This is a genomic window from Arsukibacterium sp. UBA5043, from assembly GCA_002415085.1.
Lineage (GTDB): Bacteria > Pseudomonadota > Gammaproteobacteria > Enterobacterales > Alteromonadaceae > Alishewanella.
Genome location: DIBV01000017.1, coordinates 43,039 through 58,081, shown reverse-complemented (window position 1 = coordinate 58,081; position 15,043 = coordinate 43,039). Strand labels below are relative to the sequence as shown.

Genomic DNA, 15,043 nt, shown 5'->3' with positions numbered 1-15,043 from the left:
CTGCTAGCTGTAAACCTGGCGGGCTAAATCATTATTCATAAACCATCTACCTAATAACTTAGCGGTATAAGGGCGTTAAAATATTTTCCTGAAATAGTTTATTTGTTTCTGATATCCGTTTTTTTTCCCTGGATGAGGGCTGACGTTTTTTTTTATAAGTATTTTGTAAGAGTTTTGTAATTGTTGTTTTCTTGAGCAACTGGTTAGTTAAGTGTCGAAGGACGCAGTCAATAAAAAGGATGTCATACAATTCATATTCTGAAAACAAGGTACCACAATGAAAACAACTAAAAAACTCTTAGTACTTGGTGTCAGCAGTTGCTTTGCACTTACTTTAACTGCTCAGGCCGTTGCTAACAGCCTGATTGACGAAAATAACGACAACGGCCGATATATTATTAAATTTAAGCCGACCGCCGCAGTAATGAGTAATGGCAATGGCCAGAATGAATTTTCAACCCAGCAGGCCGAAACGGTATTACGTGGTCATCGGGTTGATGCTCTGATGCACTTAAAATCAGCCAATGCCAGTGTGGCGAAGTTAACGGCTAAGCAGCTAAAAGCACTGCAGGCAAACCCAAATGTGGAATACGTGGAAGAGGACGCCAAACGCTATCTGATGGACGTAATCAGCCCGATGGCGCAATCGACGCCTTACGGTATTACTATGGTGCAAGCAAACCAGGTAAGTGATGGCAGTGCCGGTAACATTAAAGTATGTGTAATTGATACTGGCTATACTTCAGGCCACGAAGATTTACAAAGCTCAGGCGTAACGGGTTTTGCCTTTTCGGGTCATGGCAACTGGTATTCAGATGGCAATGGTCATGGTACCCATGTTGCGGGCACCATGGTGGCACTGGATAATAATTCAGGTGTCGTAGGGACTATCGGTTCCGGGCAGGCCGGAGTGCACATCGTTAAGATTTTTAACGACTCCGGAAACTGGACCTTTGCTTCTAACCTGGTGCAGGCAATCCAGTCGTGTAAAGATGCCGGTGCTAAAGTGGTGAATATGAGTCTGGGCGGTGGTTCATCAAACCAGACTGAAAACAATGCCATGACCAATTTCTATAATGGCGGTATGTTGCTGGTGGCCGCGGCAGGTAATGCCGGTAATACCAGTTTGTCTTATCCTGCCTCATATAATGGCGTTGTTTCGGTTGCAGCGGTAGATTCAAACCGTAATCTGGCCAACTTTTCACAGCGCAACTCGCAGGTAGAAATTGCCGGCCCTGGCGTTAATGTCAGTTCAACCTGGCGCAATGGCGGCTACAATAGCATTAGCGGCACCTCGATGGCCTCACCACACGTGGCCGGAGTCGCCGCCCTGGTATGGAGCAACCATCCTTCGTGTAGCGCTGCTCAAATTCGTAATGTGTTGAATGTGACGGCACAGGACCGCGGTGCAGCGGGTCGTGATAACTCGTACGGTTTCGGTATTGTCCAGGCCAAAGCGGCGGATGACTTTATTACCAATAATGGCTGTGATGGCAGCGGCGGCGGTGGCGGTACACCTCCGGGCGGTGGCGCAACCTTCCCGAATCTGTCGGCTTCAACCGGTCAATGGTTACGTGGTAGTTACCAGATCCCCTCAGGTGTCTCCCAGCTTACTTTCCAGATCTCCGGTGGTAGCGGTGATGCTGATTTGTATGTCCGGTATGGTAGTCAGCCAAGCACCAGTGCCTATACCTGTCGCCCCTACTTAAATGGCAATAACGAAGTTTGCACTATTAACAACCCACAAGCCGGTACCTGGCATGTGGGTATCCGTGCCTACAGCGCCTTTAGTGGTGTAACGTACAGCTACCAGTACTAAGCGATAACATACAACCGCAAAGGTTGTTGCAGGGCTGCGTCAGCAGCCCTTTTTTATAGTGCCATTAACAAATTTTGCTAGGCATGCGGCATCACATACCAATATACGGCTAAAAAGTGCAATATACTGCCGGCCAGCACGAATAAGTGCCAGATCATATGATGCAGGTACAGGCTGCGCCAGATGTAAAACAGCACCCCGCCAGAATAGGCCAGGCCGCCGGCCAGTAACAGCCACATCGCCGGCGCAGGCACGTGGGTCAGCATCGGTTTAATTGCAACTACGACTATCCAGCCCATTCCCAGATAGAGCGCCAGGGATAGCTTTTTATATTTCAGGCCGGTAGCCAGCTCCAATATCACGCCGGCTATGGCAATAAGCCAGATTACAGCAAATAACGTCAGGCCCCAGTCTCCGCGCAGGCTTATCAGAGTGAACGGCGTATAGGTGCCGGCAATCAGAATAAAAATTGCCGCGTGATCCAGCTGGCGCAGCCGGTATTTTAGCAGCGGGTTGTGAATGCTGTGATAAAGCGCCGAGCTACTGTACAGCAGAATGATACTGCTGCCATAAATCAGCGCGCTGGCCAGCTGCCAGTTATCACCAAACAGTAAACTCAGACGTAGCATAAGCCCGAGGCCAATCAGGCCCAGCACGGCACCGACGGCGTGACTTAGCGCGTGCAGCTGTTCTTCCAGCAGGGTGTAGCGGCTTAAACTGGTCATAGTGAGTACCGGATTAATTAGTTAAAAAGCTGAATTCAGATGCGTATCTTAACAACAACCTGCTTCAGGTAAACAACAACCAGCCGGGTATCGGTAAAAGCATTGGTATTTCGCCGCTACGGCGGTACACTGCGCTTTTTGAGCAACGCCTGTACAGCAAAGCACATCTTATGCCATTACTTATTGTTCTGGGTTACGTCTGGCCCGAACCTAATTCTTCTGCTGCTGGCAGCCGCATGCTCAGCCTGATCAAACTGTATTTAAGTCAGGGCTGGCAGGTGCAGTTTGCCAGCCCGGCTGAGCTCAGTCCGCATCGTTTTCTGTTGGCTGAGCTTGGCGTCGCTGAGCAGCAGGTTAAATTAAACTGCGATAGTTTTGATAGCTGGTTAACAGCGCAAAATCCGCAAGCGGTGCTTTTTGACCGTTTTATGCTGGAAGAGCAATTTGGCTGGCGGGTAGAGCAGGCATGCCCCAGCGCAATGCGCATTCTTGATATGGAAGATTGCCATGCCCTGCGCCAGGCCAGACAACTTTGCCATATTAAGCAGCTGCCGGTTGATGCGCCGGCGCTTAATTCTGATCTGGCGCTCAGGGAAATCGCAGCCATTTATCGCTGTGATTTAACTCTGGTTATTTCTGAAACGGAAATGCAGTTGCTACAGCAGCATTATGGCGTGCCGGCTGAGCTACTGTGCTATTGCCCGTTCTGGTTAGATAAACTCCCCGCAACTAACCGCCCTGGGTTTGATCAGAGGCAGCATTTTATTGCCATCGGCAATTTTCGCCATGCTCCCAACTGGCAGGCGGTACTCTGGTTAAAACAGCAGATCTGGCCGCAGATCCGAAAACAGCTACCTGACGCTGAACTGCATATTTACGGTGCCTATCCTCCGCCAAAAGCCACGGCATTGCATAACCCGAAACAGGGTTTTTTAGTTAAAGGCTGGGTGGCTGATAGTGCTGAAGTAATGCGTCAGGCCAGGCTTTGTTTGGCACCACTGGCGTTTGGTGCCGGTTTAAAAGGTAAATTGTTGGAAGCGATGTGCCAGGGTACACCCAGTATCACCACCGATATTGGCGCCGAAGGCATGAATGTCGACTCGGGCTGGAGCGGCGCTATCGCCAACGATAGCAGTGCAATTGCCGACGCGGCGGTGGCGCTATATCAGGATAAACTGCGCTGGCAACAAGCACAGCAGCAGGGCTATAGCATTGTGGCTGAACGGTTTGGCCCGGAGCAGGCTGCGCGGGTCTGGCAGCAGCTTGAGCAGATACGGGGAGGCTTAACGCAACAACGGCAAATGAATTTTACTGGCCTGATGCTGCGACATCATGCTTATCGCAGTACTAAATATATGGGGCAGTGGATCGAAGCGAAAAGTAAACTGGCGCAAATTGCGCCAGTTTCAGATAACGAATAACCTGCCGTTATTACTTAAACACGGCAATTAACGCGAACCACGAGGTGGCCGTTGCTTGCTATCGTTAATTTTTTCCGCCCAAAACGCAGCAGCTGCGCCCGGCGTGGTATTTGCCGGCGTTGCTGTTTTAGCTTTGCTTTTTGCTGCGGGCTTGGCTGCTGATTTTGCCGCTGGCTTAGCAGGTTTTTTATCTGCTTTAGCCGTGGTGGACGCAGCCTTTTTGGTGTTGCCGCCTTTACCGTAGCTTTCCGCTAGTTCTGCCAGCTCAGCCAGACGAATATTTTTACCACCATCAACACTGAACCAGCCTGGTTTTTGCTCCAGTTCTGGCGCTTTACCAAATTCAGCTTTATAAGCTGCAGTAAAATCAGCGATTACCTGATCTTTATCCAATTTTGTCATGCTTAGGGTACCTGTGCGTGAAAATTAATCGTTGCCCGCTATTTATACATCAAAATGCAGGTAATAGACAAATCTGCCTGCTTTTTAGCTGTTTTTCAGTACAATAGTGCCATTAGCGGATATTACAAACCGGAGTTTTTATGTTGCAACGCCAACAACTGGTCAGCCTGCTGGCAGAACTACTGCAAACTGAGCGGGTACGTGATTATTGTCCAAACGGCTTACAGGTGGAAGGTAAGCCGCAAATTAACCGTATTGTTACCGGGGTAACCGCCAGTCAGGCCCTGATAGATGTCGCGATAGCAGTGCAGGCTGATGCCATTTTGGTTCATCACGGCTATTTCTGGAAAAATGAAGCGCCGGTTATTACCGGCATGAAAAAAAATCGCCTGCAGGCGTTATTGGCCAATGACATCAACTTGTTTGCCTACCATTTACCATTAGATATTCATCCACAGCTTGGCAATAATGTTCAGCTTGGCAAACTGATGCAGGCGACCAAGATCACTTCTCTATCAACAGTAGAGCCGGTTGGTGTCTTGATGCAGGGTGAATTTGCCGAGCCACAGAGCCTGACGCAGGTAGCGGAATTATTGCAGAAGCAACTGGGACGGCAAGTGCTGGCTCACAATGCCTGCTCGGATAAACGGGTACGAAAACTGGCCTGGTGTACCGGCGGTGGCCAGGGCTATATCGAGCAGGCAGCCGCTGCTGGCGCTGATTTGTTTATCAGTGGTGAAGTGTCTGAGCAAACTATTCATGTATCACGGGAGCTGAATATTCACTTTATTGCTGCGGGTCACCATGCGACCGAGCGCTACGGCATTAAGGCGCTGGGCGAATACCTTAGCGCCAACTATGCGCTGGATGTGCAGTTTATTGATATCGACAATCCGGCATGAACAAAAATACCGATCGTAGCTTTGACGGCATGGCCGCCAAGTTTCAGCGCAATATCTACCAGAGTAGTAAGGGCGAGATCCGTCAACAGGTGTTGCTGCGGGACTTAAGTCAGCTAACGGTGCTGCAGAGCCCTTGTCAAGTGCTTGACGTTGGCGCTGGTCAGGGCCAGCTGGGTCTGGCGTTGGCGGCCAGGGGACATCAGGTAACACTAACGGATATTTCGGCAGAAATGCTGGCGATGGCAGCAGAGGCTGCGACCGCACAGGGCTTGGAAGTTTCCGGTGCTGATGCTCTGCTGCGTTTTAGCCAGCAAAGCCTGGCGGCGTTAAGCCATGAGGCCCCGCAGCAATACCCGCTGGTACTATGCCATGCCATGCTGGAGTGGCTGGCTGAACCAGAGTTGGCGTTAAATCAACTTTGGCAGCTGGTTGCGCCGGGGGGCACATTGTCGCTGATGTACTACAACAAAGATGCAATGCGCTTCAGTAATATTTTATATGGTAACTTCGATTATGTGACAGCCGATTTTAAGGTTAAAAAGAAAGTGCAGCTCAGCCCGCAAAACCCACTGGAACCGCTAAAGGTTGAGCAATGGTATCAGCAAGCCGGCTTCTCCCTGATCAGTAAAACCGGCGTGCGTTGTTTTCATGATTATCTACGGGATCGTACTCAGCAACAAAGCCATTTCCAGCAGGTGTTGGCGCTGGAGCTGTTATATAACCAGCAAGAACCTTATGCTTCGTTGGGACGCTATACGCATCTTTTACTGCGCAAACCGGAATAAGCCAGACCTGCTGCCAGCCATGACAGCATGGCTAATCAAATTCAAAGCGGTATAACAGGTCTACCGCTTTATCAAGCCCGGATACCGCTTCCAGATATAAACTTTGCATTAAGCGGTATCGTAGGGTGAACTCGCCAATGGGCTCAAAAATACCGATACCATATTTAACCTGTAAATCACGGGTTAAGTAGCCGCTAACGGTTACCTGAGAGTTGTCACCCGAACCTGCCGTATCGAGGGTTAAATCACTTACGCCAAACGCTTCGCCTATTTCTCCGACCAGGCTACCGCTTGAAGCAATGCTCATACCGATAAGGCTGGTGGTAACCGCATTGGCGGCACTGCCCGATTCACTATCCAGATCACGGCCGACCAGCAAGTAGGACAGGGCATTGGCCTGGGGCATGGCAGGCTCTGAAAAAATAGTGATTTGCGGCCGGTCTGCCGGGCCAATAACCCGGATACCTGCCACTACGTTATCTTCCATATTGGCGGGGTTACGGATGGCTTCTACATTTAAGTAGGGTTGATCTGGCGGGCCATTGAACGTCATTTTACCGCTACGGATTAACAAATCCTGGCCATAAGAACGAAAAGTGCCGTCAACCAGCCTTACTTCACCATTGATGGTTTGTCTGCCGTTTTGCTGTCTGACCTGCAGATTACCCCGCAATAAGGTTTCCAGGCCAAACGCAGCCAGCTGAACCTTGTCTCCCAGCTGCAACCTGATATCTGCGACAATCGGTGTTGCCATGGCTTGTTGTTCCTTAACAGGCTGGCCTTCAGCGTTAAGGATGACGGTATCACTGGATAAGCCCACCGCATTTTGTGGCAATTCATCAATACTTAGCTGAGCGCTTGGGATGGCAACGTTACCGGTAAGTTTAATGCGTTGTGGGTTGGCGCTGATCTCAAGATCTGGCTTAACCTGCAGTTTGCCTTGTTCAATCTGAACACTAAGTGGATCGCCTTTAACTCCCAGAAGGGCTTGCCAATTGTCCAATTGTTGCCAGTCAGCCTTACCTGCCAACGTCAGATCTCCCTGAGGTGTGGCAATGTCACCTTGCAAATCGGCATTAGCGCCTTTAAATGCGACCCTCAGGCTGCCGTTATTAATATCGGTGGGTGCCAGTTTGCCTTTTACCCGCAATTTATTCAGGGCAAGTTGTCCGGACAGCAGCGGGTTTTCTACACTGCCATCAGCCGCGATATCAGCGCTGATCACCCCGGCTAACTCACTGTATTCGTCCAACAGCGGCTGCAGAAATTCCAGGGTAAATTCGGTTAATTGCAAGCTGCCGCTCAGTGGTCGGTTGCTGCTGCTGATATCCGCAATATTGAGCCTGGCCGTTAAGCCGGCTTGCTCATTTAACGTGGCTTGCAGACTGGCACTCAGCTGGTCGTTTTCTAACCGACTGCTCAGCGTTAATTGTTGCCAGCTCAAAGCAATAGGGGGCGAGGTTTGCTCGGTCAGGGCACCACGGTTACTTTGCACCGATAACTCAAACCGGGGCTGCTGGCCGGGTTGCCAGTTGGCACTGGCGCGGGCATTTAACTCACCTGTTAAATTTACTGCCAGCGGCATCAGCGGATTGAGACTAGCCAGATTTAATTGTTGTATTTCAATTTTTGCGGCTAAATTTTCAGCACTGAGGCTGGCATTTTCCGTTAAGCAGAGCGTGCCAGGATCGTGTTGCCAGCAATGCTGGCTAATGTTCAGTTGCTGCTGTTGCAGCAGATAACGTAAGTCGATGGCATCTTGCAATCGCCAGGCACCAATCGGAGTGCCTACCGTAGCATCGCTTAGCTGACCCTGCCAGCGCTTGCGGTCCGTTAGCTGACCACTAAGCCTGAATGAAACATCTGCCTGGGTCGATAGCAAGTCGAGGTTCAGCTGGTGCTGGGCTTCGTCGCCTGAGCCGGTTAACGAAAGCTTGTCAATCTGAAAACCATTTAGCTTGCCATCGCTGGCGGTAAGGTCAAGGCTGGTCATTATTTGCTGGTTTTGTTGTACCTGCAACTGCACATCAACTGCCAATTGCTGCAGCGAATGACCAGCGTAACGCAATTCACTGGCGGTAATCGTTGCCGCTATTTGCGGCTGGCGCTGCGCTCCGCGCAGAGTTACATCAGCATTAATGATACCATTAGCCATCGGCAGACTGCTGCTTAAGTCAGGTACCGTAATCCGGGCATCCAGCTGCCATTGTTCTGCCAGTGAGCCAGAGAGGGTAATGCGGTTATCGCCATGTTGCAGGATTAGCTGTTCGCTGTCGATTTGATAACGGTCAACTGGCTGACGATAACTGGCAGCCAGTTTACCCTGAATATTAATTGTTTCATCTCGCAATTGCCCGTTGATAGCCAGTTGGTTTAATTCAGTTTGCCAACTGCCATCCTGCCTAAAGGTTCCTGTATTTGCCAGTTTGCCATTAATCTGACCACTGAATTCTGGCCAGAATGAACCAGGTTGAATACTGGTAAGGTTTAGCTCTGCCTGCCAGCGCAGGGTGTCGGCCAGTTCAATCCGGGCATTACCGCTAACGGCGCCATCCAGCACGGCCACCTTTGCAGTATCAATCAGTAACACAGAGTCCGCTAGCAGATACTGGCCTGTAGCGTTAAGTTCTGCCGCGGGCACGGTGCTGTGCGATACCCCGGCGTTCACGCCAAATTGCAGTTGTTGCAGGTCTCCGCTTGCGGTCAGGTTGCCGCGGCGAAGTTGCCAGGCGTCGCTGTTGTCAAGTGGCCAGTTAAATGCCTCATAGTCTAAATTAACACTCAGCGGCAGCCCTGCCGTGAGTAACGCTAATTGCGCGTCGGCTTTTGCCTCTATTTTTCCTGTGGTGCGGGCACTGACTGCCAAATCAGCCAGAGTACCACTGAGACTGACATTCAGTTGCTGTCCTGCCAGTGGCGCCTGGTTGAGTACCGTACTTAGCTGCGCTTGCAGAGGGTAGCTGCCTTGCAGGGTAATATCGGCGGTGGCACTCAGGCTGGCAAGCGGGTGGCGGGCTTGTAAGTCGAGCAGGCGGATATTCTGTTCACGTGCTTGCACACTGAAATTAACATCAGGCAGTGCTGTGGTTTGCCCGGCCTGAATGATGCTGGCATCAGTCAGGTTGAAGCGATTGACATAAACGGCCAGCGGTAGCGTAAGGTCGCTAAGTGTTGGCGGCTGATACTGAAAGGGTTCAGCTGATGGTTCACTGGCCGGTACCAGGTCAATTTGCAATTGTTGCAGTTGACTGTCATTGAACTGCAACTCCCGACCCCAGGCTTCGGCCGAGGTATTAAACCGGTTAAAACGAAACGTATTTTCGCCAAGCTTCAGCGAGCCCTTGCTGAGCGTTAATTCTGAAACACAGAGCTTAAGTTGGAAAAAGCAGTTGTTATTTATATCCAGTTGCAACTGTTCGAGTTGGAATCTAACCCCCTCGTTGTGCCAGCTGAGGTTGTTAAGTTGCATACCGCCAAGCAAGCTACCGGTGTGGCCGGCAACCGATAACTGCGGCACATATTTGTCACTGAGCCACAGCCCCAGCTTAAGGCCAACAGGCGTGTAGAGCAGTATTGCCAGCAGCAACACCACGACCAGCAGCGGCAGGATCAGCGTCCAGTTTAGCCATTTCAGGGTTTTATGAATTGCAGGCTTCATCGGTCAGGTCTCATAACTCAGGGCCCAGGGCGAAATGGATCTTGAATGCTTTACGCTCACCGCTATCCAGACCATAACCGAAGTCGAGCCGCACCGGGCCAACTGGTGAGGCCCAGCGAACCCCTAAACCAACACCACGCTTAAATTCCGGTTTGTCTTGCCAGGCACTGCCGTAATCGAAAAATCCAGCGAGCCACCAGTTGCCACGAACCCGGTATTGATACTCAACAGAAGCCGTTGCCATATAACGGCCACCGACAACATCAGTGCTTTCATCTTGCAGTGGTAACGATTCATAACCATAACCACGCAGATTATTGTCTCCCCCGGCAAAGAAACGCAGTGAAGGCGGTAAGTCTTCAATTGCGGCGCCTATCACCGCCCCGGCATCAGCCCTGGTTACAAAGCGATGACTATTACCCACACTGCCAATCCATCCGGCACGACCACGCACTCTGACAAAGTTTGCACCTGAGCCCCAACGCTTATCAGATACTTCAACGTTAAATAATAATCTGTCTGCCGATCGTGGCATCTGGCCACCAGACTGGCGTAAACGGTTAAAACGAATGCCAGGCATCAGGATATTGCTGGTTGTGGTTTGTTCAAACTCGGTTGCTTCTTCATAAAGCCAACGAACTGACGCAATCCGATACCAATCGCTTTCGAGTAACCAGTGGCGTTCTGCAGCCAGATTAGACACTTTGGTACGAACATTATCCTGGCGGCTATATTCTTTAACGCCAACCCCGTATTGAAATTGATAAAAATCACTGGGAGAGTCCGCTAACGGCATTTTATAGCGTGCTTCAATATTTTGTTCTTCGCCGGATAAAATAAGGTCGGCATTTAAACTGTGACCACGGTCATTAAGCCAGGGTTTAAACCAACTTAATTTCAGGCGCGGCCCCACCTCTTGCGAATAACCAATCCCCGTTTCAACGCTGTTACGCAGCCGCGGTTCCAGTTTAACTATAATCGGTAAGGTGTAATCGTCTATTTGTTCAGTAGCACCTTCAATGGCGATAGCGGAAAACCAGTTGGTATTGGCAAGTATTTGATTAAATTCTCCCAGCTCACTGGCGAGATAGGGCTGGCCGGGTTCAAATGGGATTAGCGATTGCATCCATTTATCACGAATTTGCTGTCCGCTATAGGTGACTTCGCCAAATTTATAACGCTTGCCACTGTCAAAGTGCAGATGAATATTTGCCTGACTAAGCTCAGGAATGACTTCCAGCCGGCTACGGCTAAACGTGGCATCAAAGTAACCTTTACGCAGAGCCAGACTGAGCAATTCACTTTTCAGACTTTCATATTTCCCATGGTGCAACGTATCACCGACTTCTGGCGCCTGACTTCTTAGCACCGCGTTAAACTGTGGATCGTCAGTCGCATCGCCGATCAGAACAATATCCGATATGTTAATTTTGACCGGTTCGCCCGGGGTGATAGCAACGGTTAAGGTGGCTTTGCCAGCGCCTTCCGACAACGTAAATTCAACTTCGCTCTGGTAGTAGCCCAGTGCTTGTAAGGCTGTCTCAATATCTTGTTGCAGGCTCAACTGAAAGCGCAAGGAACCGGAGATCTCAGTAGCATCATATTTTGCTAAAAAAACGTTGACGTTTTTCTCCAGCTCACCCTTCAGCCCTTCAATTTGCAGTTTAGTTTGCGCAAAGCTACTGCCACTGACCAGGAAAAAAACATAAATTAGCATTCTAGATAGCGACATGCGGATGATCTTATTCCCCGATAAACAGAAGAAACACCCCTGATAGGGGAGGTTTGTCGTCAGTAATTACCTGCTATTATGCCGCAGACCAAAGCATAGTGTACACCGTCGATACTGGATCTCACCTTAACAAGCAGGCATACAAGCAGGGTATGGTACTGTAAAAGCGTAGCGTGTTGTGGAATAACTTGCTAAATCAGGCAAGCGTCAGCCAGTTGCTGTACCACTAAACGCCGACGATAATTTTCGTTATACTAGGCAACAAGCCGGGCCACAGTACTCCGGGCGCAGCATTCATAATCGACTCATAGTACAATGGAAATGCCGGCAATTCAGGCCTGGCCGTGTTTTAATCAGATAATAAGATCGTCGCAACCAGACAAGGTGTAAAGTAATGCAAAATATTGTAATCAGTGGTTCAGGGCTATTTACGCCAACCGCGACCATCAGTAATGAAGAGCTGGTTGCCAGCTATAACCAATATGTTGATTTACACAATCGGCAGCATGCTGCAGAAATCAGTACCGGACAACATCAGGCGTTGGAATACTCCAGCAGTGAGTTTATTGAAAAAGCCTCAGGCATAAAGTCGCGGCACGTGTTGTATAAAGATGGCATTCTTGAGCCAAAGATAATGCACCCGGTATTTGAGAAGCGTGATGAAAATACCCCGCCAGAAATGGTTGAGATGGCTGTAGCTGCTGCCCGGGAAGCTATGCTGCAGGCCAATAAAACGGCCGCAGACATTGACCTTATAATCTGTGCGGCATCCAATATGCAGCGGCCCTATCCGGCACTTTCTATCGAGCTGCAGCATATTCTGGGCGTTGCCGGTTATGCGTTTGATATGAATGTTGCCTGTTCCTCTGCCACCTTTGCCATTAGCAACGCTGCCAATGCCATTCGCGGGGGGACAGCGAAAGTCGTGTTAGTGGTTAACCCCGAGTTTGCCTCACCTCAGGTGGATTATAAAAATCGTGACAGCCATTTTATTTTTGGTGATGTATGTACCGCCACCATTATTGAAGCACAAAGCAGCTGCACGTCAGAGCAGGCATTTGCTATTTTAGGAATGCGGCTGCAAACCAGTTTTTCGAATAATATCCGCTGTGATATTGGCTACACTGAACATTGTTTTGCTGAACCCGATCCTAAAGTTCCGTTTTTCAAACAACAGGGTCGAAAGGTTTTTAAAGAATTATTGCCTATTGTTGCCGACGTTATTCAGAATGAAATGGCAACGCTTAATATCAGCCCGGATCAGCTAAAACGGCTGTGGCTGCATCAGGCAAATATTAATATGAATATTTTTGCGGCGAAGAAAATTCTGGGACGAGACCCGTTGCCAGAAGAAGCACCACTGGTACTGGACAGTTATGCAAATACTGCCTCTGCCGGTTCAATCATAGCGTTTCATAAGCATAAAACGGGTTTAAATAAGGGTGATAAAGCCGTGCTGTGTTCCTTTGGTGCGGGTTACTCGGTTGGCTGTCTGATACTGGAGCGCTGTTAAACCTGCTAAGTGAGTACCAGGTGCAAGCACAACAGTGCCGGCACCTGGTAATATCAGAGCTATAACCGAATGACTGAATTATGATCATAAGATAACGGTGACGGTAGATAAGCGTCTGCCGCGTCATCGTTTAACCAGGTACCGCCGTTAACCAGATAGCGAAACTGGTATTCCTGATCGTTATTCAGGGTTACGCTGGCACTAAAATCACCTTTTTTACTTTTTTTCATGGGTAATGCTGCCGGATCCCAATCATTAAACTCACCAAGCAGGGCAACAGTCTCGGCTCCGGCTAATTGCTCAGCACTAATTTTAAACGTGACTTTACACACTGGTTTGGTTTTTAAATAGTGTTTGGTGATACTCATGTTGCTTCCCTCAATCTAACTGCATTGGCAGTCTGCGTAAGCATAATGCTGCTGCGATAGTGAATACTGGCAAAAATACTACCTGCGATATATGACTTAAAAATGACCAGCCTGATCACCGTGCTTACCATAAATCAGCGTGGGGCAATCGGCAAATAACTTTAAGTTGTAGGGTTATAACTGCCACTTAAACAACTGTTTTAATTTTTGTGGTTTGTAACAAAATATTACGAAGGGTCAGGCGCCTGGTCGCCCGTTAAGCGTAATGTTAACCCGGTCCGGGGCCCACAGTCCCGCAGATGGCCGCGTTATTACAGGCCTGGCGCAAAGTGACACGGTTTTGGATCCATCTGTTTTTGGCGTTAGCATAACTTAATGCCGCGCTATCAGGATACAATCATTAACAGTCGCTGGCATACAATTGTCGCCATAGCGCTTATGATGTACGCAGTTAAAATTGACGGGTAGGTAAGTCATGTCTTCTTTTTTTGTAAAAGTAATTCTTCCGGTAGTGGTTGTTGTAGTCGCTATTATGGCCGCAGTGGGTTTAGGCAAGATGCGTCAGCCTCCTCAGAAAAGTGAGGAAACCCGACCGGCTATTTTGGTCAATACTGGGGCTATTTCGCCTGATAACATCGTTTATCAAATCAGCTCTCAGGGCATGGTAACACCCAAGCTTGAAACCAGCCTGATTTCAGAAGTGAATGGCCGGGTAGTGGCGGTAGCAGAAGAGTTTGTTGCCGGTGGTTTTTTTAAAAAGGGCGACTTGCTGGTACAGGTTGAAAAAAGTGACTATCTCACCAACGTTAAAGCAGCCCAGGCAGCGTTGGCTAATGCGCAGGCGATGCTGGCTGAAGAAAAAGCCCGGGTAAAAGTTGCTGAGGAAGAATGGCGATCCTTTACCGATGGTAACGCGCCTGCGTTGGGCTTGCGCCAGCCACAACTGGCCAGTGCGTTAGCCAGTGTGCAGTCGGCCGAGGCTGAAGTGGAGCGGGCGAATCGTGATTTGGCCCGCACTGAAATCCGCGCCCCTTATGATGGCATGGTGCGGACACGGGCCGCGAACCTTGGCCAATTTATCAGTCGGGGCACCGCGCTGGGTTCAATTGTCGGCACTGACATTGCTGAAATTCGCTTACCTTTGACTGATACTGATATGGCATTTCTAACTATGCCAGGTGCCGGTGAGTCCGACACGATAACGTCTGATAATAACCAGGTTATGCTTAGCAGCACCATTGCCGGACAGCAAGTGCAGTGGCCGGCAAAACTTGTTCGCACAGAAGGGATCCTGGATGAGCGCAGCCGGGTAATTTATGTGGTCGCTGAGGTAGCGGATCCTTATCAGCGCCGTAATCAAACACAACCAGTTTTGAATTTTGGCCGCTTTGTTGCTGCAACCATCACTGGCACTCAGGCCGAGCAGGTGGTTAAGGTTGCCCGTCATTTACTATTACCAGGCAATAAGGTGCTGGTAGTAGATAATGATAACACCTTGCAATTTCGTCAGGTCACGGTAGACCGGGCTACAGCAGAGGCGGCGTACATTACCAATGGACTGCAAAGCAGTGATCAACTGGTGTTATCTGCCATTTCTAACCCGCTGGCTGGCACTATGGTGCGGATAGCCGGCGACAATACCGTAGAAGACCATGCCGAACAACCTACGCAACTGGCCGATGCAGCAGCGGCGGTGAAGCAAGCAGAGGGCCAGTAAC

Annotated in this window: 11 protein-coding genes; 6 read left to right on the top strand and 5 right to left on the bottom strand. The window is 49.7% G+C overall.

The window, feature by feature from the left end:
* Positions 1 to 277 precede the first annotated feature (277 nt).
* Positions 278 to 1,819: a S8 family serine peptidase gene (locus B2Q61_RS14210; RefSeq protein ID WP_290616908.1), complete on the top strand. Its 1,542-nt coding sequence runs from the start codon at positions 278 to 280 to the stop codon at positions 1,817 to 1,819.
* 77 nt (positions 1,820 to 1,896) lie between these two features.
* Here the strand turns inward: B2Q61_RS14210 and trhA are convergent, their stop codons facing one another.
* On the bottom strand, positions 1,897 to 2,544 hold the full coding sequence (trhA, locus tag B2Q61_RS14205; protein WP_290616906.1) for a PAQR family membrane homeostasis protein TrhA: 648 nt from the start codon (positions 2,542 to 2,544) through the stop codon (positions 1,897 to 1,899).
* 170 nt (positions 2,545 to 2,714) lie between these two features.
* Here trhA and B2Q61_RS14200 point away from each other — a divergent pair, with 170 nt between their 5' ends.
* Complete coding sequence (locus B2Q61_RS14200) at positions 2,715 to 3,965, top strand: glycosyltransferase (RefSeq protein ID WP_290616904.1); 1,251 nt, start codon at positions 2,715 to 2,717, stop codon at positions 3,963 to 3,965.
* Positions 3,966 to 3,992: 27 nt separating this feature from the next.
* On the opposite strand, the gene B2Q61_RS14195 is transcribed toward B2Q61_RS14200, so the two are convergent.
* Positions 3,993 to 4,367: a hypothetical protein gene (locus B2Q61_RS14195; RefSeq protein WP_290616902.1), complete on the bottom strand. Its 375-nt coding sequence runs from the start codon at positions 4,365 to 4,367 to the stop codon at positions 3,993 to 3,995.
* Between the two features lie 140 nt (positions 4,368 to 4,507).
* On the opposite strand from B2Q61_RS14195, the gene B2Q61_RS14190 reads away from it, so the two are divergent.
* Positions 4,508 to 5,269, top strand: coding sequence for a Nif3-like dinuclear metal center hexameric protein (locus tag B2Q61_RS14190; protein ID WP_349678769.1), 762 nt, complete (start codon positions 4,508 to 4,510; stop codon positions 5,267 to 5,269).
* Entirely contained in the window at positions 5,266 to 6,054 is a 789-nt protein-coding gene (locus tag B2Q61_RS14185; RefSeq protein WP_290616900.1) for a methyltransferase domain-containing protein, read from the top strand. The genes B2Q61_RS14190 and B2Q61_RS14185 overlap by 4 nt, the downstream gene beginning before the upstream one ends.
* A 31-nt stretch (positions 6,055 to 6,085) precedes the next feature.
* Here B2Q61_RS14185 and B2Q61_RS14180 read toward each other — a convergent pair whose 3' ends face one another.
* Positions 6,086 to 9,712 (bottom strand): translocation/assembly module TamB domain-containing protein, encoded by a 3,627-nt coding sequence (locus B2Q61_RS14180; RefSeq protein ID WP_290616898.1) that lies wholly within the window; start codon positions 9,710 to 9,712, stop codon positions 6,086 to 6,088.
* 10 nt (positions 9,713 to 9,722) lie between these two features.
* Positions 9,723 to 11,444, bottom strand: a complete 1,722-nt coding sequence (locus B2Q61_RS14175) for an autotransporter assembly complex protein TamA (RefSeq protein ID WP_290616896.1) — start codon at positions 11,442 to 11,444, stop codon at positions 9,723 to 9,725.
* A 394-nt stretch (positions 11,445 to 11,838) separates the two neighbouring features.
* Here B2Q61_RS14175 and B2Q61_RS14170 point away from each other — a divergent pair, with 394 nt between their 5' ends.
* Complete coding sequence (locus B2Q61_RS14170; protein WP_290616894.1) at positions 11,839 to 12,957, top strand: beta-ketoacyl-ACP synthase III; 1,119 nt, start codon at positions 11,839 to 11,841, stop codon at positions 12,955 to 12,957.
* A gap of 59 nt (positions 12,958 to 13,016) precedes the next feature.
* On the opposite strand, the gene B2Q61_RS14165 is transcribed toward B2Q61_RS14170, so the two are convergent.
* Positions 13,017 to 13,325, bottom strand: coding sequence for an isoamylase early set domain-containing protein (locus tag B2Q61_RS14165; RefSeq protein ID WP_290616892.1), 309 nt, complete (start codon positions 13,323 to 13,325; stop codon positions 13,017 to 13,019).
* A gap of 475 nt (positions 13,326 to 13,800) precedes the next feature.
* Here B2Q61_RS14165 and B2Q61_RS14160 point away from each other — a divergent pair, with 475 nt between their 5' ends.
* A complete protein-coding gene (locus B2Q61_RS14160; RefSeq protein WP_290616890.1) occupies positions 13,801 to 15,042 on the top strand; it encodes an efflux RND transporter periplasmic adaptor subunit in 1,242 nt (413 codons plus the stop codon).
* The last annotated feature ends 1 nt before the right edge of the window (position 15,043 follow it).